The organism is Brucella grignonensis (genome assembly GCF_002252505.1).
In the GTDB taxonomy this organism is placed as follows: domain Bacteria; phylum Pseudomonadota; class Alphaproteobacteria; order Rhizobiales; family Rhizobiaceae; genus Brucella; species Brucella grignonensis.
In genome coordinates this window covers 199,323-224,987 of sequence record NZ_NNRL01000161.1, presented here as the reverse complement: position 1 = coordinate 224,987, position 25,665 = coordinate 199,323, and the positions used below count along the sequence as shown (strand labels likewise).

The following is a 25,665-nucleotide window of genomic DNA, read 5'->3' as shown; positions in this document are numbered from 1 at the left end:
ACCGGGCTTTAAAACAAATATTTAGAGCGCCGATCTGATCCAATCAGATCGAAACGCGCTCTAAGAACTCAGATTTTTGCAAAGAAAGGCGGGGATGGTTCCCGCCTTTCTTTCATATATCTGTCAACGGACGCGAACGCGCTGAGGCATCCCCATAAAGTAGAAAAACCTAATAAGACTTGTCATTCTGACACGCGCATGCTCTTTGCCCGCCATGCAAACGGGAACCAAAACGAGAGTACTTGGCATAATTATCATCGCCGACGCTGTCATTGAATGAGGGAAAACCACATGAAACGCTTCTCGCCTCGTGCGATCCTGTTCACGCTTCTGGCGGTCATATTGCCAGTAACAGCCTTTGCGCAATCTGCCGAAGAGGCCGATCCGAATGCTGCGATTGACAAGATGAACGCCTATGTTTCGCTTCTTAACCGCACCATTCGCGCCTCGGAATCGCTCGATCGTTACGACAGCTGGGTCGACATGAAGAAGGGCCCAACCGGCAAGGAACGCAACGTCTATGGTCTTTACTCGCTCTATGATGTGCGCAGTGAGATCGAAGCAGCGGAAGCCGCCACCAGCGCAGAGCCCAAGCTGCCTGCGCTGGATGAGGCAATGGTGAGCTACATTGCGATCTATCAGAAGCTTGCGCCGGTGATCGAGAAGGCCAGCAAATATTACGACCGCAAGGACTATAAGTCCGACAAATATGCGGGCGCCAAGGAGTTCCACAAGCAGATCGCTGAATATGCGCCGGAATTCACCAAGGAGCGCAAGCGCGTCGATGCATTGCTGAGCGAAGAAAAGAGCAAGGTCGATCTGGCCGAGCTTGATGCACTTGAAAAGACTGAAGGCAAGAAAGCCAGCTGGCATGTGCGCAATGTCATGATCCGCGCCAATGCTCTTGTTGAACTGTTGCCGGAAAACGAAAAGCCGGTTGTCGATATGGATGCTTTCGGCAAAGCCATGGATTCCTATGCAGCCGCCGTCCGCGAAATGGACGACTATGCGACTGAACATCCAAACTCATTCCACGTCTTTGAATCCCGTCCGGCAAGCCTGTTGGGCAAGCTACGCGACTTCCAGGAAAAGCTGGAGAAGACAAAAGGGGACGCACGCAAAGGCGGTGCTGCTTCCGATCTTCAGTGGATCGTGAATGACTACAACATGATGGTCTCGACATCGCAAAGCGCGACCGTTTTTTCGAAGGATTAATCACCTTCCAGTACAATCTGCGTCAGAGGCTAGAGCGCGTTTCGATCTGATTGGATCAGATCGGCGCTCTAAATATTTGTTTTAACGCGCATCTTTGTCCGAAAACCGTTTCACACTTTTCGGGATGCGCTCTAAAAAGCCCGGCTCGAAGCCGGGCTTTTTATTTGTTCTTATCCGCGAAGGACACCGCCAGTTTGCTTGGTGACACTTGCAATCACCTGCTTCGACAAGGTTTCGAGATCTTCATCAGTCAGCGTGCGGTCCTGTGGTTGCAACAGCACTTCAACCGCAATCGACTTCTTGCCTTCACCAAGCGAAGTGCCTGTGAACACGTCAAAGACCTGCACACCGGCGATCAGCTTCTTGTCTGCCGACGAAACCGCCTTCACGACATTACCAGCTTCAACGCTTGCATCCACCACAAACGCGAAATCGCGCTTGAGGCTCTGGAACTGTGAAAGGTTCAGAGCAGGCTTGGTGCGCGTCGCCTTTGCCTTCGGCTCAGGGATCGCATCAATATAGACTTCAAAGCCGCAGAGCGCACCCGACACATCAAGTGCTTCCAGCGTATCCGGATGGAATTCGCCGAAAGTGCCCAAAACCACCTTCGGTCCGAGCTTGAGCGTGCCGGAGCGGCCCGGATGGAACCATTCCGGGCCACCGGCTTCGATCTGAATGCGGTCAACCGGAGCGCCAGCAGCTTCAAGTGCTGCCAATGCATCAGCCTTGGCATCGAAGACGCCGACGGTTGCTGCATTGCCAGACCAGAAACGGCCCGAACCTTCAACGCCAGCGGTGCCGCGACGAATACCGCCCGCCACACGACGCTGCTGTTCAGGCTTGTCGCCTTCATAGATGCCGGAAACCTCGAACAAAGCCGTATCGCCAAAACCACGATCCGCGTTGCGTTGTGCGGCGGCAAGAAGTCCCGGCAGAAGCGACGGACGCATGTCCGACATGTCTGCCGCAATCGGGTTCGCCAGCTTGAGTTCCGGCTTGCCACCGCCAAAAGCCTTGGCCTGTGCTTCGGAAATGAAGGAGTAGGTCACAGCTTCCATCATACCACGCGAAGCAAGCGTGCGGCGTGCCAGACGCGTGCGGATCTGCAGCGTCGTGAGAATACGGCCATTGACCGCACCATGATTTGGCAATGGCTGTGGCGCGATCTGGTTGATACCATGAATACGCATGACTTCTTCAACGAGGTCGGCCTTGCCTTCCACATCGCCACGCCATGACGGAACGGTGGCTTTGATGACCTTGCCGTCGCCTTCAACGCCGAAGCCAAGTCGCTTCAGAATATCAAGCGAAGCATCATAGGCCACCTCGATGCCCGTCAGGCGCTTGACTTCCGTAACCGGGAAATCGATCACGCGCGGCTCAGGCTTGCTATATCCGACCACGTCGAGAATTGTCGGCTGACCGCCGCAAAGTTCCAGCACCAGCTTGGTCGCAATTTCCACACCCGGGATCATCATTTCCGGATCGACGCCGCGCTCAAAGCGATAGCGTGCATCGGTGACGATACCGAGTTCACGGCCCGTGCGTGCAATCATGCGCGGGTCCCAAAGAGCCGATTCAATCAGCACATCGACCGTGTTTTCGTCGCAGCCCGAATGCTCGCCGCCCATGATACCAGCAATCGATTCGGGGCCGTTTTCATCGGCGATCACATACATGCCCGGCTTGAACTTATATTCGCGCTGGTCGAGGCCGAGAATGGTTTCGCCATCCTTTGCCAATCGCACCGTGAGATTACCCTTGACCTTGGCTGCATCGAAGACGTGCAGCGGACGGCCCTGATCAAACGTCACGTAATTGGTGATGTCGACCAGCGTATTGATCGGACGCAAGCCGATAGCCTTCAGACGCTGCTGCATCCATTTCGGGCTTGGACCGTTCTTCACACCCTTGACCATGCGCAGTGCGAAGCCGGTGCAGAACGGGTTTTCCGCATCCTGATCGAGAATGACCTTAACCGGCGTTTCGCCTTCACCCTTCGCCGCTTCCGGCAAAGTGTTCTTGAGCGTGCCAAGACCAGCTGCAGCGAGATCGCGTGCGATGCCACGAATACCGGTGCAATCTGCGCGGTTTGGCGTCAGACCGATTTCGATAATTGGATCATCCAGGCCCATATAGGCCGCAAAACTTGTGCCGACCGGAACATCGTCGGGCAGATCAATAATGCCATTATGTTCGTCAGAAAGCTCCAGCTCGCGCTCGGAACACATCATGCCGAAGCTTTCGACACCGCGAATCTTGCCGACCGACAGCGTGACATCAAGGCCCGGCACATAATCGCCCGGACGGCCCAGAACACCGACAAGACCGGCACGGGCGTTTGGCGCGCCGCAAACCACCTGAACCGGCTGGCCTTCGCCCGTATCAACCGAGAGAACGCGCAGCTTGTCAGCATCCGGATGCGGAACAGCAGTCAGAACCTTGGCGACCTTAAACGCCTTGAAAGCGGCACGGTCGTCGACCCCATCCACTTCCAGACCAATATCAGTGAGCTTTTCGACGATCTCAGCAAGCGTCGCATCGGTTTCAAGGTGATCCTTGAGCCAGGAAAGCGTGAATTTCATCTCTTTATTCCTTATCCGATCTTTACGCGCTCAGACCACCGAACAGCGTCGGAATGTCGAGTGGACGGAAACCGTAATGATTGATCCAGCGCACGTCGGCGTCGAAGAAGGCGCGCAGATCAGGCATGCCGTATTTCAGCATGGCGATGCGGTCGATACCCATGCCCCATGCAAAGCCCTGATAGACGTCGGGATCATAGCCGGAAGCGCGAAGCACGTTCGGATGTACCATGCCGCAGCCCAGAATTTCGAGCCAGTCATTGCCTTCACCAAACTTCACATGCGGACCGGAACGGTCGCACTGAATATCAACCTCGACCGATGGCTCGGTGAACGGGAAGAAGCTCGGACGCATACGCATCTTGACCGAAGGCACTTCAAAGAAGGATTTACAGAACTCTTCCAGAACCCACTTCATGTTGGCGACATTGGCCGACTTGTCGACAACCAGGCCTTCGACCTGATGGAACATCGGCGAATGGGTGGCGTCAGAGTCCATGCGGTAGGTCTTGCCCGGAATGACGATACGGATCGGCTCGTCGCGGCCTTCCTTGTCACGGATAGCCGCGAACTTCTCCATCGTGTGCACCTGCACCGGTGAGGTATGCGTGCGCAGCAGCTTGCGCTCGCCCTTCTCGTCTGCATTGAAGAAGAAGGTGTCGTGCATTTCGCGCGCCGGATGGCCTTCAGGAAAGTTCAGCGCCGTGAAATTGTAATAATCGGTTTCGACGTCCGGACCTTCGGCAATCGAGAAACCCATATCCGCAAAAATCGCCGTGATCTCATCGATGACCTGCGAAATCGGGTGAATGCGGCCGCGCGATGCAGCGCTTTCACGCACCGGCAGCGTCACGTCAACCTTTTCACGCTCAAGGCGAGCGGCAATCGCTTGCTTACGCAGTTCCGTCTTGCGCTCGGTCAGCGCTTCGGTAACCCGGTTCTTCAGCCCGTTGATGGCCGGCCCTTGCGCCTGACGCTCTTCAGGAGACATGGAACCCAGCGTCTTCAGCTTCTCAGAGATAGAGCCTTTTTTGCCAAGTGCTGCCACGCGCACCGCTTCAATCGCTTGCTCGTCGCTGGCAGCGGCGATTTCGCCAAGAATAGTTTGTTCGAGTTGTTCAAGATCGCTCATCTATTTACGTCCCTGTCGTGCTTGCAGCACTCCACGCCTCTTGTTTGGCTTTCCGCTCGTGCCAGTGGCACCAGATACAAAAGAAAAACCCGCGCCAGCCAAGCCAGCGCGGGTTCCCAAAATTAACAATATCGCTTCGGGAAGGCGGCTGGCTTAGCGAACAGCGCCTTCAAAAGCGTTTGGCGTCTCGGTGTTCTTGAGATACTCGAGAGCCTTCTTTGCCGCTGCAACCAGCGCGCCGAATGCTTCCGGCTGATGGATTGCGATATCGGAAAGAACCTTGCGGTCAACTTCGATGCCTGCCTTAGCAAGACCGTCGATGAAACGGCCATAGGTCAGGCCCTGTTCACGAACAGCAGCATTGATACGCTGAATCCAGAGAGCGCGGAACGTACGCTTGCGATTCTTGCGATCGCGGTAAGCATACTGCTTCGAACGATCAACAGCAGCCTTAGCGGTGCGGATTGTGTTTTTACGACGGCCACGGAAACCGGAAGCCTGGTCGAGAACTTTTTTGTGCTTGGCGTGGGCGGTAACGCCGCGTTTTACACGTGCCATGTTATGATCTCCTTAGAGGATAGACGGCTTAGAGGCCGTTAGGCAGGAACTGTTTTACGATCTTCGCATCTGCTTCCGAGAGCACCATGGTGCCGCGTGCATCGCGAATGAACTTGTTCGAGCGCTTGATCATGCCATGGCGCTTGCCTGCAGCCGCAGCTACAACTTTGCCAGTGCCAGTAATTTTGAACCGCTTCTTAGCAGCCGATTTGGTCTTCATCTTGGGCATTTTGCTACTCCTTTGTTTAGTTCCCGTCGCGCTTGCAGCACTCCACGCCTCTTGCCTTAAGTGGCGTCCGTATCTGCAAAAGACCGAAACCCTGTTTTACTCCCGGACAGACCAAGTCCGAAAAGCATACGAAACCGCCACGGCATGCCCTGCCGGGCGGTTCGAAGGCGGCTTATAGGCTTAAAGCCTGAAAAACGCAATGCCTGAATCTGCTTCAATCAGGCTGAATCGCGCCTCAAATTTAATAAAGTCGCAGCAAAACCGGCAGGACATCGATGTTTTGCAGATATTCGATAACCTCGCAGAACGGATAGGCCACAAAAAACACCAGACCATCTGTACATGTCTGATAAAGCCGGTTCGGCTTGATCCTGAGTTCATCATCATCGCGGAACAGCGAAAAGCGCGGAAAGAACCGCGGCACGCGTGCGCAATAATCCTCGTAGGGCTTTCCGAAATTGGCTTTGAGAAATTTCTCTTCCGTGCGGATGACAGTGGCAAAAGCCAGATAACACAGCACCCCAAAGGCCAGAGCGACAATGACACTGCCTGTCTGCGCGCCAATACCGATTGCGCCGATGCTGCTGAATACATAAAGCGGATTGCGCGTCATCGAATAGGGGCCGGTCTGCACGATTTCTGTACTTTTCCGACCGCCAATATAAAGCGTACACCACATGCGCCCCATAATGGCTGCAACAATGAGGCTTATTCCAAAAGCTTCGATATATTCATGCATATGACCCGTCGATTGTGAGCGCACAAACAACAGCGCAAACACAAGCAGCCCGATGACAATGGCAATCGCAAGACGACGTCGTTGCTGATATTTGCCCAGTTCGCCCAGTGTTTTCATCTTGATCTCTGAAAGTGGATTGATTTAGCGGATTGAATTTGACGTTTGAATCCCCGCTGACTGAAATACTGTTTCAAACGTCAAACCCGAAAATCCACCAGACTCATAAAGCGGCTAACGGTCTTTGCGATTCCGACATTTGCTCAACACGTGTAATTCAGGTTTGTAACTCTGGAATGTAAATGTCGGAATTCAGACCACTAGAAAAAGAAAAACCGCCCGAAGGCGGCTTTTCAAAGGCAACGATTTATTGTCAGCGCGGAGCCAGTACCATCATCATCTGGCGGCCCTCGAGCTTTGGCTCGGATTCCACCTTTGCGATTTCAACGGTATCTTCCTTCACGCGCAACAGAAGCTTCATACCAAGCTCCTGGTGGGCCATTTCACGGCCACGGAAACGAAGTGTAACCTTGACCTTGTCGCCTTCTTCGAAGAAACGCTGTGCAGCCTTCATCTTCACTTCATAGTCATGAGTGTCGATGTTCGGTCGCATCTTGATTTCCTTGATTTCGACCGTTTTCTGCTTCTTGCGTGCTTCGGAGGCTTTTTTCTGATTCTGATACTTCAGCTTGCCGAGATCCACGATCTTGCAGACAGGCGGTTCAGCGTTTGGCACGATCTCAACGAGATCAAGGCCCGCTTCTTCTGCCATCGCAATGGCGTCCTGCGTCGGGATACTGCCGTGGTTATGGCCTTCGGCATCAATAAGCTGGACCCGGGGAACCCGGATATCACGGTTGGAGCGCGGTCCGTCTTTCTGGACCGGCGTCGCTCTGAACGGTCGGCGAATGGTCGTTATCTCCTGATTATTAACGTCATAGGCGGCTTAATTTCGTGGCCCGCGACGGCCCTTCCCCATCAAACCCCTGTTTAACGCGGAAATGTGGTCAAGCGAGCGGTAAAGTCAATAGCATCTTTGACAGGGAAAATCACCCCCGACGAATAAAGAAGTATTTCGGGCGTGTTACGCGACATATCGGTCACATTCCTCAATATTTCAAGGGAGTGAGGTTTTCTCTGGCTTTCATAAATGGCAAATGAAAAACACTTGAAAAATTGCCTGCCAAATCAGGAGACGAACCATGAGCACGGCTGAACCAGACTATATTGATGTCGATGGTGCAAAGATTGCAGTCCGCCAACGTGCCGGACAGGTTGCACCCGGTATTGTCTGGCTCGGAGGCTATCGCTCCGACATGCTTGGCACCAAGGCTGTCATTCTCGACGAATGGGCAGAACAGACCGGACATTCGGCACTTCGCCTTGATTATTCAGGCCATGGCGAGTCGGGTGGCGACTTCAATCAGGGCACGATTTCGCGCTGGCTCGACGAAAGCCTCGCAGTTTATGCGAAATACGCGAAAGGTCCGCAGATTCTCGTCGGATCATCCATGGGCGGGTGGATTGCGTTGCGCATGGCACAGGAGCTCAAAAAGGCTGGCAAATCACCAGCCGGGATTGTTCTGATCGCGCCTGCTCCCGATTTTACAGCCGAACTCGTCGAACCATCGCTGACTGAAGCACAAAAGCGTGATCTCATCGAAAAAGGCTATTTCGAAGAACCTTCGGAATACTCGCCCAACCCTTATATCTATACCCGCGCGCTGATCGAAGATGGTCGCCAGAATCTTGTTTTGAAGGGAATCATCGAGACGGGCTGCCCGGTTCATATTCTGCAAGGCATGCAGGATGAGGCTGTGCCTTATCAACATGCATTAAAGCTCGTTGAGCATCTACCGGTCGATGATGTGACACTGACACTTGTGCGCGATGGCGACCACCGTCTTTCGCGCCCACAGGACCTCGAACTTTTGATCCGCACAGTTTCTGGCCTCGCCGAACGCATATCGACAGGAGCATAATCATGCGCTTATCGGTTTTTGCGTCGTCAGCGGTTGCAGCAATTGTCGGTTTTGGCAGCACGCTTGCGCTTATCGTGGCAGCGGCCAGCGTGCTGGGCGCAACGCAAGCTGAAACGGCAAGCTGGGTGACAGCCGTTTGTCTGGCCATTGCGGGCTCATCTGCCTGGCTGAGTGTGCGTTACAAAATGCCGATCATCGCAGCATGGTCCACACCGGGGCTGGCACTGATCGGTGCAAGTGTCGGCTTCACCATGCCGGAAGCCGCCGGCGCATTCATCGTAACGGCGCTGGCGCTGATCCTGACCGGGCTGATCCGTCCGCTTTCCACACTGGTTTCACGTATTCCGGCATCGGTCGCATCAGGCATGCTGGCTGGTGTGCTTCTTAGTTTCGTGATTGCAGCCGCGAAATCCGTTTCGCTTGATCCCACTTTCGTGCTGCCTCTGGTGGCTTTGTTCTTCGTTGTACGGTTGTTTAATCCGTCGCTGGCGGTCATTGCCGTACTCGTGCTTGGTATGGCCTATGCGCTGATGTCCGGCCGTGCACCCGAACTGCCTGCACCCGAAATCTCGACACTCATGCTGATCTGGCCGGAATTTCACATCGGCGCGATGATTGGACTGGCTTTGCCGCTTTATATCGTGACCATGGCCTCGCAGAACCTGCCGGGCTTTGCCGTGTTGCGTGCATCGGGCTATGAGCCGCCGACCAGCGCAGCTTTGCGGGTAACTGGATTTTTCTCTCTTCTGACCGCTCCCTTTGGTGCCGCAACCAGCAATCTCGCGGCAATCTCGGCAGCGCTTTGCACCAATCCCGATGCCCATCCAGACCCTAAAAAGCGTTGGATGACCGGTCCTGTCTATTCTGCATATTATCTGGTGTTCGCGCTGTTCGGTGCTTCGCTGGTGGCGATCTTTGCTGTCCTGCCCGCCACGCTGATTGCGCTGGTTGCTGGCCTTGCACTGAGCGGACCATTCATCAATGCCATGGCGCTGGCACTTAAAGTCGAAGAAGAGCGGCTTGCCGCTATCGTCACTTTTGCAGTCACTGCCTCCGGCATTGCCTTTTTTGGCATTGGTTCCGCCTTCTGGGCGCTTCTGGCAGGCTTGAGCGTGGCAATGCTTGAACATTTACGCAAAAAATTTCCGAGATAATCACATTGGTTAGCTCCCGCATGGCGGGATTAGGCCAGGGATATTCTTGAAATGCCGCAATTGGTTTACCACCTCAAAATCAAGCCGAGAGATCAACAATCGGCCCAGATTTTACGGAGTATACCATGACCAATTCCGCATTGATCCGCCCCGCATGGACGCCAGCGACAATCGCGCTGATGGTGCTCGGCTTCATCTTTTTCTGGCCGCTTGGTCTCGCCATGCTCGCCTATATCATCTGGGGCGACCGTCTCGGTGATTTCAAACGCAGCGTGAATGAAAAGACCGACTCGATGTTCGGTTCCTTCCGCAACTGCGGCAAGAGCGAAAGCTTCGGCTTTGGCGGCACGACCGGCAATGCAGCTTTTGACGACTGGCGTCGCGAAGAACTCGACCGCCTGGCGGAAGAACGCCGCAAGCTGGAAGAAGCCCGCGCCGAATTCGAAGCCTATGCGCAGGAACTGCGTCGCGCACGCGACAAGGAAGAGTTCGACCGCTTCATGGCTGAACGCAAAGCTTCCGGCAAACGGACGCCAGCGACGCGCAAAAAGAACGACAGCAACGATGTCACGGATATTTGACCACTGAAATACGACGACGACGCGGGCTTTGTCCGCGTCGTCTTGCTTAAAATCAGAAAAATTTCTGGCTTTTTTCGCGAATCGCTTATTCTTAAGTGATGGGTTTCTCCTTATTTCGTTCATCGAAGGCTAAACAGTCGGCGACAGTCAGAAGCGAACGCATTCATGCAGTCGCGGGACGTGAATTGCCTTTGCGCGTGCTTGAAAACCCGCGCGCCAAACGTCTGATCCTGCGCATTGAAACTGGCGGCAAAGGTCTGCGTGTCACCATCCCCCCCGGTTTGCCGGACCGTGAAGTTCAGAGTTTTCTGATCCGCCATGAGGGCTGGATCGAAAGCCGCATTGCAAAACTGCCCGATCAGGCAGGCATCCGCGCAGGCGTGAAAATTCCCATCCGTGGCGTTCCGCATCTCATCACACACCAGCCGGGACGCGGCACGGTGGATTTGCTGGAAGGCAATATTCTGCTCGTTCATGGCGACCCCACGCATCTGGCGCGGCGCGTTGCCGATTACCTCAAGCGCGAAGTCAAGCGCGACATCGAACAACTGGTTGCTCGTCACACAGCAACCGTGGGCCGCAAAGCCAAGGCGGTCCGGTTCAAGGATACCAAAAGCCGCTGGGGGTCATGCACCTCCGATGGCGTACTTTCTTTCTCATGGCGCATCGGCATGGCGCCTTCGCCCGTCATCAACTATCTGGTCGCTCATGAAGTGGCGCACCTGATCGAGATGAACCATGGGCCGAAATTCTGGAAACTCTGCCATGAGCTTTGCCCCGATACAGAGCGCTGCAAAGCATGGCTAAAGCGCAATGGCAGCGCATTACAGGCTATCGACTTTACATGACATCAGACATTCAAACTGCTGCACGGATGCTATGGGATTACCATTGCATCTATGATGAACTTCAGACCGCCGATATCATCATCGGACTGGGTAGTTACGATACGCGCGTCGCAACACACGCAGCGAAGCTCTACATGCAAGGCCTCGCCACCTGGCTCATGTTTACGGGCCACAGCGGCAATTGGACCAAAGGGCTTTACAAGAGCTCCGAAGCGGAAGCCTTTGCGGAAATTGCGATTGCCGAGGGCGTACCGGAAGACGCGATCATCATTGAGCCAAAGGCAACCAATATTGGTGAAAACATCCTGTTTTCGCGTGAAAAAATGGTGCCGGGTGCAATCAGCCCGATTTTCGTAACCAAGCCGCAAACCCAGCGCCGGGTTCGCGCCACAGTTGACCGGCAATGGCCGGAAGCCAAGGCATTCGTTACAGCACCGCCAACAGCTTTCGAAGATCAGCCCACACCGGGCCATGATTTCGAGATGCTTGTGCGCGAAATGACCGGCGATATCCGACGTATCCTCGAATATCCGGCACAAGGCTTCCAGATCGCGCAAGCAGTTCCCCTTGAGGTCATGGAAGCGTATGATTATTTGATCGCTGAGGGCTATGAGGGCGATTAAGCTAAAAATCCCCGGATTAGCTTGAGTAGCACAGCAATATGTGCGACGGAAACGCCATGGCTTTTGATATAAAAATATGCGGTCTTAAAACGCCTGAAGCAGTCGACGCTGCTCTTGATGGCGGGGCGACCCATATTGGCTTTATCTTCTTTCCAAAAAGCCCACGCCATCTCACCCCTGCCGCTGCTGGCCAATTGCGCGATGCAGCCCAAAACCGCGCTAAAGTTGTCGCGGTTACGGTGGATGCAGACGATGCCACGCTCGATGAGATTGTGCGTGAGCTCAAGCCAGATATGCTGCAGCTGCACGGCCATGAAACGCCAGAACGCGTTGCCGACGTGAAGAAGCGTTACGGCCTGCCGGTTATCAAGGCATTTGCAGTGCGGGAAGCTCACGATCTTGATGCGATCGTGCCCTACAAGGGCATTGCTGATCGTTTTCTTTTTGATGCCAAACCACCGAAAGGCGCAGACCTTCCGGGTGGCAATGGTGTATCCTTTGACTGGGCATTGCTCGACGCGCTTGACGAAAGTGTCGATTACATGCTTTCCGGTGGACTGAACGCGGGCAACATTGCCGAGGCGCTGCAAAAGACACGCGCGCCGGGTATCGATGTATCGTCCGGAGTAGAGCGTGCACCCGGCGAAAAGGATGTGCGTCTCATTGAGGAATTTTTCCAGGCCGTTGCGACTGCGGATGAAAGACCATCTGCAAAGCGCGCCTGAACATGACGGAGTGGCAAGCGTTGAATAAGCCGGTTGAACCCAATTCCTATAAGACAGGCCCGGATGAAGAAGGCATGTTCGGCATTTTTGGCGGACGCTTCGTCGCCGAAACGCTGATGCCGTTGATCCTTGAATTGCAGGAAGCCTATGAAACGGCAAAGAACGATCCTGAATTTCAGGCCGAGCTTTCCAATCTCTCGACCTATTATGCCGGTCGCCCCTCAAAACTTTATTATGCTGAAGGCCTGACAAAACATCTGGGTGGCGCGAAGATTTACTTCAAGCGCGAAGACCTAAACCATACCGGCAGCCACAAGATCAACAATTGCCTTGGCCAGATTCTGCTTGCCAAGCGCATGGGCAAAACGCGCATCATCGCTGAAACCGGCGCTGGTCAGCACGGTGTTGCATCGGCAACCGTTGCAGCCCGTTTCGGCCTGCCTTGCGTGGTCTATATGGGTGCCACTGACGTCGAACGTCAGAAGCCAAACGTCTTCCGCATGAAGCTGCTGGGCGCGGAAGTAAAGCCGGTCACGGCTGGCAACGGCACGCTCAAAGACGCCATGAACGAAGCATTGCGCGATTGGGTTACCAATGTTGAAGACACTTATTATCTGATCGGCACCGCCGCTGGTCCGCATCCTTATCCAGAACTCGTGCGCGACTTCCAGTCGGTCATCGGCACCGAAGCGCGTAAGCAGATTCTGGAGCAGGAAGGCCGTCTGCCGGACGTGATCATTGCTGCCGTTGGTGGTGGATCGAACGCAATCGGCCTGTTCCACCCTTTCCTTGACGATTCGTCCGTCAAGATTGTCGGCGTTGAAGCAGGCGGTCGTGGCCTTGATGGCGTTGAGCATTGCGCATCGATGAGTGCAGGCAGCCCCGGCGTCCTGCATGGCAACCGCACCTATCTGCTACAGAACGAAGACGGACAGATTCTTGAAGGCCATTCGGTTTCCGCAGGCCTTGATTATCCAGGCGTCGGTCCTGAGCACTCATGGCTCAAGGATTCAGGCCGCGTTGACTATGTGCCGATCCTCGATGACGAAGCGCTTGAAGCTTTCCAGCTTTGCACCCGCGTTGAAGGTATTATTCCAGCACTTGAATCCGCGCACGCCATAGCACAAGCTGTAAAAATGGCGCCGTCCATGGGCAAGGATCAGGTGATGATCGTCAACCTGTCGGGTCGTGGCGACAAGGACGTCCACACCGTCGGGCAGTTGCTCGGCATGGACATGTGAGGACCGGATGAGCAACATCGTCGCCGACACCAACTCTTACAGACCACGTGCCGCATGGTTCGACGGGCTGACAGAGTGCGGCACGGCGACGATCAAGCTCAACATCATTGAAGCCGATCCTTCCAATCCACTTGCAGAAGCAGCATGTGGCATCGCTCGCAGGCAGATTGCAGCCGTTGCAGACAAGCTTGAGCATACGCCACATCTTGGCGTGGGCTTTGCCATTCTGCATCAGGGAGAGGAAAGCCTTTGGCTGCTGCTGCACTGGTGGCTGGAAGGCGGCATCGCAACCCAGATTCTCTGGCAATCCGAACTCAACGAGGAAGTTGAATTCGAGCCTGCACAGCCTTTGCTTATGGCCTGTGTCTGGGAACTGGGAATTATCGACTTTGAACGGCGTGCATGGATGGAAACGGTTATGTCCGGCCAACCAACCGCTGATTATCTTGCGCGCATTTTGCCACGGGGCACGGTATGACCACACGCATCGACACCAAATTTTCTCAACTCAAGTCCGAAGGACGTCCGGCGCTGGTTACCTATTTCATGGGCGGCGATCCGGATTACGCAACATCACTCAACGTGATGAAGGCGCTGCCCAAGGCTGGCTCCGACGTGATCGAACTTGGCATGCCGTTCTCCGATCCAATGGCCGATGGCCCGGCCATTCAGGCCGCTGGCCTTCGTGCATTGGAAGCTGGTCAGACGCTCAAGAAGACGTTGCAGCTCGCTGCCGACTTCCGCAAGGATGACAACACGACGCCAATCGTCCTGATGGGCTATTACAATCCGATCTATATTTATGGCGTTGAACGCTTCCTTGCTGATGCAAAGACGTCCGGCATTGATGGCTTCATCATTGTTGACCTGCCGTCTGAAATGGACAAGGAACTCTGTATTCCGGCAACGCAAGCAGGCCTCAACTTCATTCGCCTGACGACGCCAACCACCGATGACAAGCGCCTGCCCAAGGTGCTGCACAATTCGTCGGGCTTCGTCTATTACGTCTCGATGAACGGCATCACCGGCTCGGCAATTGCCGATACGGCGCGTGTAGCCGACGCCGTGCGTCACATCAAGAAAAGCACCGATCTACCGATCTGCGTCGGCTTTGGCGTGAAAACACCGGAACAGGCCGCTGCCATTGCAGAAGCCGCTGACGGCGTTGTTGTCGGCACTGCAATCGTCAATGCCGTGGCTGGCGAGCTGGACGAAAATGGCAAGGTTAGCGGCGATCCTGTCGCTGCTGTTACTAAACTTGTCAGTGCATTGGCAGCAAGTGTTCGTGCAACACGCCTTGAAGCTGCCCAATAAATCGTCCATTTAGGCAGCAAGAGAGCATGTCGCGGAAAAGTGGAAACCGGTTTTCCGATAACGACATGCATAAAATAACGAGTTTTTTGAAGAACAAGAAACGGAACCAAACGTCATGAACTGGATCACCAACTACGTTCGTCCAAAGATCAATTCGATGCTCGGACGTCGCGAGATGCCGGAAAATCTTTGGATCAAGGATCCATCGACCGGTGAAATGGTGTTCCATAAGGACCTTGAGAGCAATCAGTTTGTGATCCCCGGTTCAGGCCATCACATGCGCATCAAGGGCAAGGACCGTCTGCGTTTCTTCTTCGACAATGGCGAATACACGACGCTGGAAAGCCCAAAGGTTCCGGTCGACCCGCTGAAATTCCGTGATGAGAAGAAATATATCGACCGTCTCAAGGATTATCGTTCGCGCACCGGCATGGAAGACGCGATCATCAATGGTCTTGGCACGATTGAAGGTCTGCCGATTGTCGCAACCGTACAGGATTTCGGTTTCATGGGCGGTTCGCTCGGCATGGGTGCCGGTGAAGCGATCATTCAGGCCTTCATGAAGGCTATTGAGCTGAAGCGTCCACTGGTTCTGTTCGCAGCATCGGGCGGTGCGCGTATGCAGGAAGGCATTCTGTCGCTCATGCAGCTTCCGCGCACCACTGTTGCTGTGGAAATGCTCAAAGAAGCAGGTCTGCCTTATATCGTTGTTCTCACCAACCCGACCACGGGTGGTGTTACCGCTTCCTACGCTATGCTTGGCGATATTCACATTGCAGAACCGGGCGCATTGATCGGCTTTGCTGGTCCACGCGTGATCGAACAGACCATTCGCGAAAAGCTGCCAGAAGGCTTCCAGAGCGCTGAATATCTGATGGAACATGGCATGGTCGACATGGTTTGTTCGCGCCTTGAGCTGAAATCGACCATTGCAAGCCTGCTCAAAATCATGACCAGACAGCCTGCCAACAACGATGCACCCGTAAAGGCGCCTGCACCAAAAAAGCCAGAAGCTGACAACAAGGCGGCGTAATCGTGACAGGAAAAGCGGATGCCGTCATCGAACGGCTGATGCAATTGCATCCCAAAGGGTTTGATCTTTCATTAGACCGCATTCGCGGTCTGCTGGAAAAGCTCGGTAATCCGCACCTTAACCTGCCGCCTGTCATCCATATTGCCGGAACAAACGGCAAGGGATCGGCAACAGCCTTTTGCCGCGCGCTTCTGGAAGCGAGCGGCTTTGGTGTGCACGTCCATACCTCGCCGCATCTGGTCAACTGGCATGAGCGCTATCGTCTGGCTTCAAAGACCGGCGGAAAATTCGTTTCCGATGACGTGCTGGCAGAAGCCATCGAGCGCGTGGAAGCCGCCAATGGTGGTCAATACATCACGGTTTTCGAGATCCTCACCGCCGTTGCTTTTGTCTTGTTTTCAGAACATCCAGCCGATGTCGTGATCATGGAAGTCGGCCTCGGCGGTCGTTTTGATGCGACCAATGTCATACCTGAGCCAGCTGTATCGCTGATCATGCCGATTTCCATCGACCATCAGGCGTTTCTCGGCGACCGGGTTGAGTTGATTGCCGCCGAAAAGGCTGGCATTATCAAGAAAGACTGCCCCGTGGTCGTCGGGTTCCAGCTTTTTGATGCAGCACGCGAAGTTCTGATTTCAACGGCTGACCGACTGGATTGTCCTTTGTCGATCTACGGGCAGGATTTCCTCGCTTTTGAGGAACATGGTCGCATGGTCTTCCAGAACGAGGACGGGCTGATCGATCTGCCATTGCCGCGCCTGCCGGGTCGTCACCAGATCGCCAATGCGGCTGCAGCAATCGAAGCCGTGCAGATGGCCGGTTTCACCATTACCGACAAGGCTGCCGAGAAGGCGCTGATGGTGGTGGATTGGCCCGCACGCATGCAACGCCTCACCCATGGGACATTGATTGATCTCGCACCGGCGGCATCGGAAATCTGGCTCGATGGCGGGCATAATCCAGGTGCAGGTGCAGTAATCGCAGAAGCCCTCGGCGACCTTGAGGAACGTTCCACACGGCCTCTGTTCCTGATTACCGGCATGATCAACACCAAGGACCCTGTCGGCTATTTTGAAGCCTTTGCAGGCATGGCACGCCACGTCTTTACCGTGCCGATCCCTTCAAGCGATGCCGGAATCCCCAACAATGAACTGGCAATCAGCGCACAAAAGGCCGGACTTTCGGCGGAACCCGTTCATTCGGTTGCCAATGCGTTGAAAATCCTGCGCGACAGCTGGGCACATGATGAAGCGCCGCCACGTATTCTCATTGGCGGTTCGCTGTATCTTGCCGGTGAAGTTTTGCGCGACAATGGTACACCGCCTCTATAAAGCGGTGTTTTTTTGATGCATTCGAGAATTAGCGATTATTCTCGCTTTTCCAACCCTCAAACTTCTTTGCCCACTCATCCTTCGTGCAAGGGTAGAGCCCGATAATTGCCGCGCCATTTTTGATTTCTTCGAGAACAAAATTCTCAAAAACTTCCATTCCAACGCACTCATCGGCGATTTCCTCGCAAAGATGTGCCGGGATCACCATCACACCATCGGCATCGCCCACAAGCACATCGCCGGGAAACACGGCTGCATCACCACAAGAAATTGGTACATTGATATCAACTGCTTCATGCAAGGTGAGGTTGGTCGGCGCCGATGCCTTCGCGCAATAAGCGGGCATGTCGAGTTCACCAATGCCCGTGACATCACGGAAGCCGCCGTCAGAAACAATGCCTGCCGCACCGCGTAAGGCCAGTCGCGTCACAAGAATGGAACCGGCTGTCGCCGCCCGCGCATCCTTGCGCGCATCCATAACCAGCACCCAGCCGGGTGGGCAGGTTTCAATCGCCACGCGCTGTTTGTGATCGGGATTGCGAAACACTGTAATGGGATTGCGATCTTCGCGCGCCGGGATATAGCGCAGCGTGAAAGCCTGCCCCACCATGTTTTCCGGCTTGCGTGCCACCTGAAACGAGCCCTGAATGAACTGGTTGCGCAAGCCGCGCTTGTATAGGGCTGTGGCAACGGATGCGGTTGAAACCTGTTTCAGTTTCGCACGGGTTTCTTCGGGGAGGATATAATCTGACATCTCGGTGCCTCTTAATAAATGACTGGTTCGTCAACCGGACGACCAAAATCAGTTTTCAGGAAATCGAAATCGCAGCCTTTGTCGGCTTGCTCGACATGTTTGGAAAAGACGAAGCCATAGCCGCGTTCATATTTTGGCTCAGGTGCCTGCCATGCAGCGCGACGAGCGGCCAGTTCATCTTCGGAAACGAGCATATTGAGGCTGCGCGCTGGAATATCGAGTTCGACCATATCGCCGGTTTTGAGCAAAGCCAGCGGCCCGCCGACAAAGGATTCCGGTGCAACATGGAGAACACAGGCACCAAAACTCGTCCCCGACATGCGCGCGTCTGAAATCCGCACCATATCTCTGAGGCCAAGTTTCAGCAGCGCCTTCGGCATCGGGATCATACCCCATTCAGGCATACCCGGACCGCCCTGCGGGCCTGCATTACGCAACACAAGCACGGTCTCGGACGTCAAAGGATAATCGGGGTCGTCGATGATCTTTTTAAGTTCAGGATAACTATCTGCCACCAAAGCCGGACCCGTATGGCGATGAAATTTCGGATCGCAGGCCGCGGGTTTGATGACAGCGCCATCCGGACAGAGATTGCCTTTCAGAACGGCAAGCGAGCCTTCATGATAGACGGGGTTGGACAGGGGCCGGATAACGTCGTCATTGAAGACCTGCGCTTTTTCCAGCCCTTCCGTCAGTGGTTTTCCGGTGATGGTGATTGCTGATGGATCAAGCTTGTCACCGAGCTGTTTCATCAGCGCACGGATACCGCCTGCATAATAGAAATCCTCCATCAGATAGGTCGAGCCCGATGGCCGGATATTGGCGATGACTGGCGTTGTGCGCCCGATCCGATCCAGATCATCAAGCTCCAGCGGCACACCGGCGCGGCGCGCCATGGCAATCAGGTGAATGATCGCATTGGTGGAGCAGCCGGTTGCCATCGCCACAACAACGGAATTCTTCACTGCTGCGGGCGTGATGATCTGATCGGGTGTCAGGTCTTCCCAGACCATCTCGACGATGCGGCGACCACATTGGGTCGACATACGCTGGTGATTGGCATCAGGAGCGGGAATGGAGGATGCCCCGGGCAATGTCAGCCCCATCGCCTCGGCGATCACCGTCATGGTGGAGGCCGTGCCCATGGTCATGCAATGGCCATAACTGCGCGCAATGCCGCCCTCTATCCCCTGCCATTCTTCTTTACCGATGGTGCCTGCCCGTCGTTCATCCCAGAACTTGAACATATCTGTGCCTGATCCGAGCGTTTTGCCCGCGTAGTTGCCACGCAGCATCGGACCGGCAGGCAAAAAGACAAACGGATAGCCAGCACTTGTGGCTCCCATGATGAGCGCCGGCGTGGTCTTGTCGCAACCGCCCATCAGCACAGCGCCGTCGACAGGATGCGAGCGTAAAAGCTCTTCCGTCTCCATGGCAAGCATGTTGCGGTAAAGCATGGTCGTGGGTTTGACATAGCTTTCAGACAGCGAAAGCGCCGGGAGTTCAAGCGGAAAGCCACCAGCCTGCAGGATGCCGCGCTTCACCCATTCGACACGATCTTTGAAATGCGCATGGCAAGGCTGGGCATCGGACCATGTGTTGATGATAGCAATGATCGGCTTGCCTTCCCAGTCTGCCGGATCGTAGCCCATCTGCATGGTTCGGGAACGATGCCCTGATGAGCGCTGATCATCGGGCAACATCCAGCGTGCCGAACGCAGATCTTCATATGCTTTTCTGGTCATTTCATTGCCTTCCCGAAAACTGCCCGGCACCGTTCTGTGTCGCTCCGTGCTGAGGATCGATACTTAGCCGGTAATCGTGAGCGTCAAGTTCAAGCACCGCTGCTCAATCCTCACGCGAATAATCATGGGCCGTGAATGTGCCGCCCTGAAACCGCCGAGACACCGGATCGCCGGCTTCCAACAGATCGCCAAAGCGCGAAGCATCGTCCTGCGGCACATATCCGATGCGGGCGGCATCGTCCTTTTCCCACCAGCGCGAAGCATTGGCGGAAACACCCCAAACGACAGCAACATCGGTTTCTGGTGCTTCAATTGCCGCAATCAAAAGCCGAACCAGATCATCATGCGATAACCATGTTGCCAGATGTCTGGCTTCCGTCGGTTCCGGTACACAAGAGCCAATACGAAGATGCACGCTTTCGACAGCGTGCTTGTCGAACATCATGCGCCCAAGCAGCTCACCATAGGCTTTGGAAAGCCCGTAATAGCCATCGGGCCGAAACGGCTCATCCGCGCTCAGCGTCTCGTCACGAGTGTAGAAACCAATCGTATGGTTCGAACTTGCAAAAATGACCCGCTGCTTTTCCGCCCTTGCTGCCTCGAAAATATGTGTCACACCAATCAGATTGGCTTTCGCAACCAGATCATAAGGTTGCTCAACACTGATACCGCCAAAGTGCAGGATCGTGTCCGTTCCACGCACCAGATCAGCAATCGCTACCGCGTCAGTGAGATCAGCCCGAATGAACTCAGCACCCTCAGGCAATTCATCGGGGAACGGCGCAATGTCTGAAAGCCGAAGCCGATAGCCCGCTTGCGCCAGTCTTGGTGCCAGCATACGGCCTAGATTGCCAGACGCGCCGGTCAGGAGAAGCTTTTTCATCAGATCAAACTCCCTTCATTCTGGCGACTTTCGCGCCCGCAACCAATGCCTTTGCCAGATGCACGCCGCCCGATTGCGGTACATCCGGATTTCCCAAGCGATGCGAGGTAATCGCAATAAGCGTGAGATCAGGCCCACAGAAGCAAGGCATTGTCGGCGCGGGGACAGGGGTTGGAACACGGTCCAGCAATGTGCCGTCACGATCAAAGCGGTTTAACACGCCAGCCGAAACACCAGCGCTCCAATAAGCGCCTTCTGTATCACAGGCCCCGCCATCGGGACGTCCGCTTTCTTCATCAAGCTCGCAAATGCGCTTGCGATTGCTTATCAGCCCGGTTGCGACATCAAAGTTATAACGGTCGATCCATGGCCCGCGAGAATCGGTGTGGAACATGGTCGTCCCGTCTGCGGTCCAGGCCAGACCATTGGAAATCTCAAAACCTTCTGCCCTGATTTCGGCTTTGCCGTCAGCTGTCACACGATAGAGTTTCGAGATGGGTTCGCGTTGCGGTCGCGCATCCATGCTACCGACCCAGAACGCGCCATCAGGGCCCACTTTGCCGTCATTAAGACGCGATGTTTCAGGCTCATCATAACCATCCCAGATCGTCTGGCGCTCGTCAGTTTCCGGGTCAAACAGGATGATCTGACGTGCAAGCGAAATGACAAGCTTGCCGCTTTCCGCAAGCCCGAGGCACGGAACCTCTGCTTCAAAAGTCCATTCGCGCAATGGTCCTTTCTCCAGATCGATTTCATAGACCTTGCGTCCATTGATATCGCAGGCAAAAAGCGTCCCACGGCGATCATCCCAAACAGGGCTCTCCATGAGTTGCCCGCGTAAATCGGCTATGCAGCGAAACGATCCCATCATGCGGCTTTCGTGCTGCGACGGACGACATCGGGATGGTCGAGCACGAAGTCCGACAATTCAAGCCCCAGTCCCGCACCTTCAAACGGATAGATCACACCCTTCTCGATCCTCGGCATCACCGTCACCAGATCACGATACCAAGAAGTATAATAAGCCCGCACAGATTCCTGGAAAATTGCGTTGGGCGCATTCAAAGACAGATGAATGGAGGCCGCGAAAACCACAGGCCCGGTGCAGTCATGCGGTGCAATGGGGCGCTGGAAGGCTTCGGCCATGGTGGCGATTTTCTTGGCTTCCGAAAGCCCGCCGCACCATGAAATATCAAGCATCACATAATCAGTGGCGTCTGTGCGCAGCACTTCGAGAAACTGCGCACGTTTTGCCATGGTTTCACTGGCGCAGACTGGAATCCCAGACTGCTGTGCGTAGACCGCAAGCGATTGCGGATTCATCATCTTGATCGGGTCTTCCGACCAGAATGGCCGAAAGGCTTTCAGTTCGCGGGCGATAGCAAGCGCCGAAGTCAAATCCCACATGGAATGAAATTCGACCATGATTTCCATTTTATCGCCAACCGCATCACGGATCTGGCGGAACGGAACCAAGGCCTTGTCGAGATCGGTGGCATGAATGAAGTTGCCGCCACTGGCCACAGCATAGGGATCGAAGGGCCAGATTTTCATCGCCGTAATACCTTCCGACAGCAGGCTTTCAGCCAAGGCCCCGGCGTCGCGATGAAATGCCAGCTGATCCTCATACGGACCTTCTTTCGCATCATCCTGATCACCAATATAGCGCCGCGCACCGCTCTTGTTATAGGTATAGCCCGCGCAGGTATTATAGGTGCGGATCGATGGACGCGAGAGGCCGCCCAGCAACTGATGGATCGGCTGATTGGTCAGTTTTCCAAAAATATCCCACAGCGCGATATCAATTGCGGAGGCTGCACGAATTTCCACGCCCGATGAACGAAACCCCACATAGGGTTCGAGCAAAATCTTGGAGATGCGATCGATCTCCAAGGGGTTCTGGCCCACCAGTTGCGGTGCTATATCGCTGTGAATATAGGCTGCGACCGCATTTGCTCCGCGGAAAGTCTCGCCCAGCCCAACAATCCCTTCATCGGTATGGACACGGACCCACAGGATGTTGTTGAGGTGCGGAAGCTGCACCGTTTCGATGGCCGTAATTTTCATCATGCACTCCAAAAAATGTTGGCCGCATCAATGGGCAGAAGGTTGACGATTGCGCGCCACGATCTGCGTCGGATTGACGAAGCGCAACGCCAGCAACAGCCAGACCAGTGATGTAACCATGTAGATCACGGCCATTGCGTCGATGGATTGAACCGAACGCACACCTGCCGCAAAGACCGAATAATAAAGCGCCACGACCAATGTCTGCGATGTTGGCCCGGCCGTCAGGAAGGTCAGTTCGAACATGGCAACTGTGCGCACCAAAACCAGAAGCAGGGCCGCCAGAATACCCGGTGTCAGCATCGGCAAAAGCACATGCAGAAACAGTTTGAACGTGCCTGCGCCAAAGACCCGCGCTGCGGCTTCCACCTTGGGATCGATCTGTTCGATGAACGGCACCATCACCAGAATGACGAAGGGGACTGTCGGCACCAGATTGGCGAGAACCACACCCCAGAAAGTCCCACCGACTCCAAACTTGTAAAGCACCGTTGCCAATGGGATACCGAAGGTGATCGGCGGCACAAGCAGCGGCAGCAGGAAGATCAGCAGTACAAACTTCTTGCCGGGGAAATCACGCCGCGCCATTGCATAAGCCGCTGTCACGCCCAGAAAGCCGGACAGAATGACAACTGCAAAGACCACCTGAAATGTGACCAGCAGCACCTGATCGAGCTGGAACTCGGCCCATGCGGCGGCATACCAGCGCGTCGTGAAGCCGTCAGGGAACCATGTGCCAAGCCAGCGCGTACCGAAGCTTGAAACAACCACAGCGGTGATAACCGCCAGCACATTGAGGACGAAGAAGCCCGTCACAAGCCAAACGACGGTGATCCAGAGTTTTGAAAGGACAGATGTATCGCGGATCATGGTCTATCCTTTCCCGCCAGCGGTCGAACCGCGATAGAAGAATGAACGCAGCCCAAGCAGCGCACCAACGACAAGCAGCTGCACCGCCGCCATGATCATGGCGATGGAAGACGCCATGGAGTCATCATATTGCTCGAAAGCCGCTTGCGCAGCAGCAATGGAAATCACGCGCGTGGGTCCCGACGGTGCACCCAACAGCACAGCGGACGGAAACACGGCGAAAGCCTGCACGAAGGTGAGACATGACGCGACAACAAGGCCCGGCACCAGAAGCGGTAACATGACATGACGGAAGCGCTGCCAGCTGTTTGCCCCATGCGTTGCAGCGGCCCGCTCAAGTGCGGGGTCAATGCCGGTTATGTAGGACAGCGTCAGCAGGAACGTGAACGGGAAAACCGTGATCACCAGCGAGGCGAACACGCCCCAGTAATTGTTGGTGAGCTTGAGCGGATTATCGATAAAGCCGATAGCGATCAGGCTGCGGCTGAACCAGCCCTGCGGCCCCAGATAGTTCAAAAGCCCTTCGGCAATCAGCACTGTCCCCAAAGTCACGGGCAGCACAAGGATTGTCGTCAGAAGGCGCTGCTTGCGCATCAGCCGAACGCGCATGGCGATTGGAACGGCAAGCAATATGCTGATCAGCGTGACCGGAATTGCCAGCCACAGCGTCGCACCAATGGTCTTGTAAAGATAAGGATCGGAGAAGAACTTGCGGTAATTGGCCAGCGCTCCACCGCCATCCAGCGGATTAAACGACAACACCAGACCGTACAAAAACGGATAGATGAAAACACCGATCACAAAGAGCAGTGCGGGCAGGATCAGCAGCGTAACACCGTCAAAACCACGATTGGCAAGCCGCTGACGCAAACCGGGTTTGAGCGTGGCATCGGAAAAGCGTTTCTCCGCCATGGTTTAAGCCTCGCCCGCAAAGACCAGCGCGTGGCTCGCATCGATACCCAGCGTGATTTTTGCCCCGGGCCCAACTTCCTGCGGGCCGTGAAAGACCATTTCCATGCCGGTTTCGGTGCGGGCAATACCAACATATTCGCGCCCGCGATATTCAATCGTCTCCACGGTCGCCTCTATCGAGTTATGCCCCTTTTCGCCTGACACCACATCGTCGCCACGTGCCATCAGAACAGCATTGCTGCCGGGTGCAAGCTGATCCATCGCCCGACCGGTCAACTCATTACCAGCAACGGCGATTGTGGCCTGACCATCTTCAACGCGCAGCACTTCGCCGTGGAGTGCATTGCGGAAGCCCATGAAGGCCGCAACATCCAGATAACGCGGTTGCTCGTAAAGCTCGTGCGGTGTTCCCACCTGCCGGATTTCACCGTCGCGCAACACCACGATGCGGTCTGCCAGCGACAAGGCCTCATCCTGATCATGGGTCACATAGATTGTTGTCGAACCAAGCTGGTTATGAATGCGCCGGATTTCAGCGCGCATTTCCAGTCGCAATTTTGCATCGAGATTTGAAAGCGGTTCATCCATCAGCACCAGTGGCGGTTCGATGACGATAGCACGCGCAATGGCAACACGCTGTTGCTGTCCGCCTGACAATTGGCCAGGAAGTTTCTCTTCCTGTCCCTGCAAACGCACCAGTGCAAGCGCTGCGCGCGACCGTTTCTCGATCTCGCTTTTGGCAAGTCCGCGCATTTTCAGGCCAAAGCCGACATTTTGCAGGACATTCATATGGGGAAACAGGGCGTAATTCTGGAACACCATGCCAAAGCCGCGATCCTCGGGCTTCAACTGATCCACGCGTTTGTCATCAATATAGATGCCCCCGCCAGTCGTGCCCAGAAGGCCTGCGATACAATTGAGAGCCGTGGACTTTCCGCAGCCAGACGGACCGAGAAGAGCGATGAACTCACCTTTGCCGATCGTGAGGTTAATCTCCCGCAGCGCGTTAAAAGTTCCAAATGAGCGGCTCATTCGGTCGAGCCGAAGTTCTTGAAAGGACATTGACGCAAGCACCGTAAATGGAGTGGTGATCTTAGGCGGCTAATGGCGAACCAATGAGATCCGCCATTGACGCTGTCGAGAAGAC

At 55.0% G+C, this 25,665-nt stretch carries 26 protein-coding genes; 12 read left to right on the top strand and 14 right to left on the bottom strand.

The features are described 5' to 3' along the window. Window positions 1-291 precede the first annotated feature (291 nt). Window positions 292-1,215, top strand: coding sequence for a YiiG family protein (locus CEV33_RS13445; protein ID WP_094540944.1), 924 nt, complete (start codon window positions 292-294; stop codon window positions 1,213-1,215). Window positions 1,216-1,385: 170 nt separating this feature from the next. Here CEV33_RS13445 and pheT read toward each other — a convergent pair whose 3' ends face one another. The 6 genes from pheT to infC all read right to left on the bottom strand — a co-directional run bounded on the left by pheT (window position 1,386) and on the right by infC (window position 7,365). Continuing rightward, window positions 1,386-3,800: a phenylalanine--tRNA ligase subunit beta gene (gene pheT, locus CEV33_RS13440; RefSeq protein WP_094540943.1), complete on the bottom strand. Its 2,415-nt coding sequence runs from the start codon at window positions 3,798-3,800 to the stop codon at window positions 1,386-1,388. A 22-nt stretch (window positions 3,801-3,822) separates the two neighbouring features. Beyond that, the gene (gene pheS, locus CEV33_RS13435) at window positions 3,823-4,932 is read right to left on the bottom strand and encodes a phenylalanine--tRNA ligase subunit alpha (protein WP_094540942.1); all 1,110 of its coding nucleotides are present in this window, start codon (window positions 4,930-4,932) and stop codon (window positions 3,823-3,825) included. A gap of 153 nt (window positions 4,933-5,085) precedes the next feature. Continuing rightward, a complete protein-coding gene (rplT, locus tag CEV33_RS13430; RefSeq protein WP_094540941.1) occupies window positions 5,086-5,490 on the bottom strand; it encodes a 50S ribosomal protein L20 in 405 nt (134 codons plus the stop codon). Window positions 5,491-5,518: 28 nt separating this feature from the next. Continuing rightward, entirely contained in the window at window positions 5,519-5,719 is a 201-nt protein-coding gene (gene rpmI / locus CEV33_RS13425; RefSeq protein ID WP_024898386.1) for a 50S ribosomal protein L35, read from the bottom strand. Between the two features lie 241 nt (window positions 5,720-5,960). Next, on the bottom strand, window positions 5,961-6,575 hold the full coding sequence (locus CEV33_RS13420; RefSeq protein WP_094540940.1) for a methyltransferase family protein: 615 nt from the start codon (window positions 6,573-6,575) through the stop codon (window positions 5,961-5,963). Between the two features lie 253 nt (window positions 6,576-6,828). Beyond that, window positions 6,829-7,365: a translation initiation factor IF-3 gene (gene infC / locus CEV33_RS13415; protein WP_079212499.1), complete on the bottom strand. Its 537-nt coding sequence runs from the start codon at window positions 7,363-7,365 to the stop codon at window positions 6,829-6,831. 292 nt (window positions 7,366-7,657) lie between these two features. Here infC and CEV33_RS13410 point away from each other — a divergent pair, with 292 nt between their 5' ends. The 11 genes from CEV33_RS13410 (at window position 7,658) to CEV33_RS13360 (ending at window position 17,287) form a co-directional block, all read left to right on the top strand. Beyond that, window positions 7,658-8,437, top strand: a complete 780-nt coding sequence (locus CEV33_RS13410; protein ID WP_094540939.1) for an alpha/beta hydrolase — start codon at window positions 7,658-7,660, stop codon at window positions 8,435-8,437. Between the two features lie 2 nt (window positions 8,438-8,439). Beyond that, entirely contained in the window at window positions 8,440-9,591 is a 1,152-nt protein-coding gene (locus CEV33_RS13405; protein ID WP_094540938.1) for a benzoate/H(+) symporter BenE family transporter, read from the top strand. A gap of 125 nt (window positions 9,592-9,716) precedes the next feature. Next, a complete protein-coding gene (locus CEV33_RS13400; protein ID WP_094540937.1) occupies window positions 9,717-10,172 on the top strand; it encodes a DUF2852 domain-containing protein in 456 nt (151 codons plus the stop codon). A gap of 98 nt (window positions 10,173-10,270) precedes the next feature. Then, on the top strand, window positions 10,271-11,020 hold the full coding sequence (locus CEV33_RS13395; protein ID WP_094540936.1) for a M48 family metallopeptidase: 750 nt from the start codon (window positions 10,271-10,273) through the stop codon (window positions 11,018-11,020). Next, a complete protein-coding gene (locus CEV33_RS13390) occupies window positions 11,017-11,643 on the top strand; it encodes a YdcF family protein (protein WP_094540935.1) in 627 nt (208 codons plus the stop codon). Before CEV33_RS13395 ends, CEV33_RS13390 begins: the two co-directional genes overlap by 4 nt. A gap of 56 nt (window positions 11,644-11,699) precedes the next feature. Further along, window positions 11,700-12,368, top strand: coding sequence for a phosphoribosylanthranilate isomerase (locus tag CEV33_RS13385; RefSeq protein ID WP_094540934.1), 669 nt, complete (start codon window positions 11,700-11,702; stop codon window positions 12,366-12,368). 20 nt (window positions 12,369-12,388) lie between these two features. Further along, a complete protein-coding gene (trpB, locus tag CEV33_RS13380; protein WP_094540959.1) occupies window positions 12,389-13,609 on the top strand; it encodes a tryptophan synthase subunit beta in 1,221 nt (406 codons plus the stop codon). Window positions 13,610-13,616: 7 nt separating this feature from the next. Continuing rightward, the gene (locus CEV33_RS13375) at window positions 13,617-14,087 is read left to right on the top strand and encodes a hypothetical protein (RefSeq protein WP_094540933.1); all 471 of its coding nucleotides are present in this window, start codon (window positions 13,617-13,619) and stop codon (window positions 14,085-14,087) included. Further along, window positions 14,084-14,923, top strand: coding sequence for a tryptophan synthase subunit alpha (trpA, locus tag CEV33_RS13370; RefSeq protein WP_094540932.1), 840 nt, complete (start codon window positions 14,084-14,086; stop codon window positions 14,921-14,923). Before CEV33_RS13375 ends, trpA begins: the two co-directional genes overlap by 4 nt. A 115-nt stretch (window positions 14,924-15,038) precedes the next feature. Further along, window positions 15,039-15,956, top strand: a complete 918-nt coding sequence (accD, locus tag CEV33_RS13365; protein WP_094540931.1) for an acetyl-CoA carboxylase, carboxyltransferase subunit beta — start codon at window positions 15,039-15,041, stop codon at window positions 15,954-15,956. 38 nt (window positions 15,957-15,994) lie between these two features. Continuing rightward, the gene (locus CEV33_RS13360; protein ID WP_208620198.1) at window positions 15,995-17,287 is read left to right on the top strand and encodes a bifunctional folylpolyglutamate synthase/dihydrofolate synthase; all 1,293 of its coding nucleotides are present in this window, start codon (window positions 15,995-15,997) and stop codon (window positions 17,285-17,287) included. Between the two features lie 28 nt (window positions 17,288-17,315). Here CEV33_RS13360 and CEV33_RS13355 read toward each other — a convergent pair whose 3' ends face one another. The 8 genes from CEV33_RS13355 to CEV33_RS13320 form a co-directional block, all read right to left on the bottom strand. Then, on the bottom strand, window positions 17,316-18,041 hold the full coding sequence (locus tag CEV33_RS13355; RefSeq protein ID WP_094540929.1) for a ribonuclease activity regulator RraA: 726 nt from the start codon (window positions 18,039-18,041) through the stop codon (window positions 17,316-17,318). 11 nt (window positions 18,042-18,052) lie between these two features. Next, window positions 18,053-19,786, bottom strand: coding sequence for an L-arabinonate dehydratase (gene araD / locus CEV33_RS13350; protein ID WP_094540928.1), 1,734 nt, complete (start codon window positions 19,784-19,786; stop codon window positions 18,053-18,055). Between the two features lie 103 nt (window positions 19,787-19,889). Beyond that, complete coding sequence (locus CEV33_RS13345; protein WP_094540927.1) at window positions 19,890-20,669, bottom strand: NAD-dependent epimerase/dehydratase family protein; 780 nt, start codon at window positions 20,667-20,669, stop codon at window positions 19,890-19,892. A 4-nt stretch (window positions 20,670-20,673) separates the two neighbouring features. Continuing rightward, on the bottom strand, window positions 20,674-21,540 hold the full coding sequence (locus CEV33_RS13340) for an SMP-30/gluconolactonase/LRE family protein (protein WP_094540926.1): 867 nt from the start codon (window positions 21,538-21,540) through the stop codon (window positions 20,674-20,676). After that, window positions 21,537-22,736, bottom strand: a complete 1,200-nt coding sequence (locus CEV33_RS13335; protein ID WP_094540925.1) for a mandelate racemase/muconate lactonizing enzyme family protein — start codon at window positions 22,734-22,736, stop codon at window positions 21,537-21,539. The genes CEV33_RS13340 and CEV33_RS13335 overlap by 4 nt, the downstream gene beginning before the upstream one ends. Before the next feature lie 27 nt (window positions 22,737-22,763). Further along, window positions 22,764-23,606 carry an ABC transporter permease gene (locus CEV33_RS13330; RefSeq protein ID WP_094540924.1) on the bottom strand — a complete coding sequence of 281 codons (843 nt, stop codon included), beginning with the start codon at window positions 23,604-23,606 and terminating at the stop codon, window positions 22,764-22,766. Between the two features lie 3 nt (window positions 23,607-23,609). Next, window positions 23,610-24,518, bottom strand: a complete 909-nt coding sequence (locus CEV33_RS13325) for an ABC transporter permease (RefSeq protein WP_094540923.1) — start codon at window positions 24,516-24,518, stop codon at window positions 23,610-23,612. A 3-nt stretch (window positions 24,519-24,521) separates the two neighbouring features. Next, entirely contained in the window at window positions 24,522-25,580 is a 1,059-nt protein-coding gene (locus CEV33_RS13320) for an ABC transporter ATP-binding protein (RefSeq protein WP_094540922.1), read from the bottom strand. Window positions 25,581-25,665 lie beyond the last annotated feature (85 nt).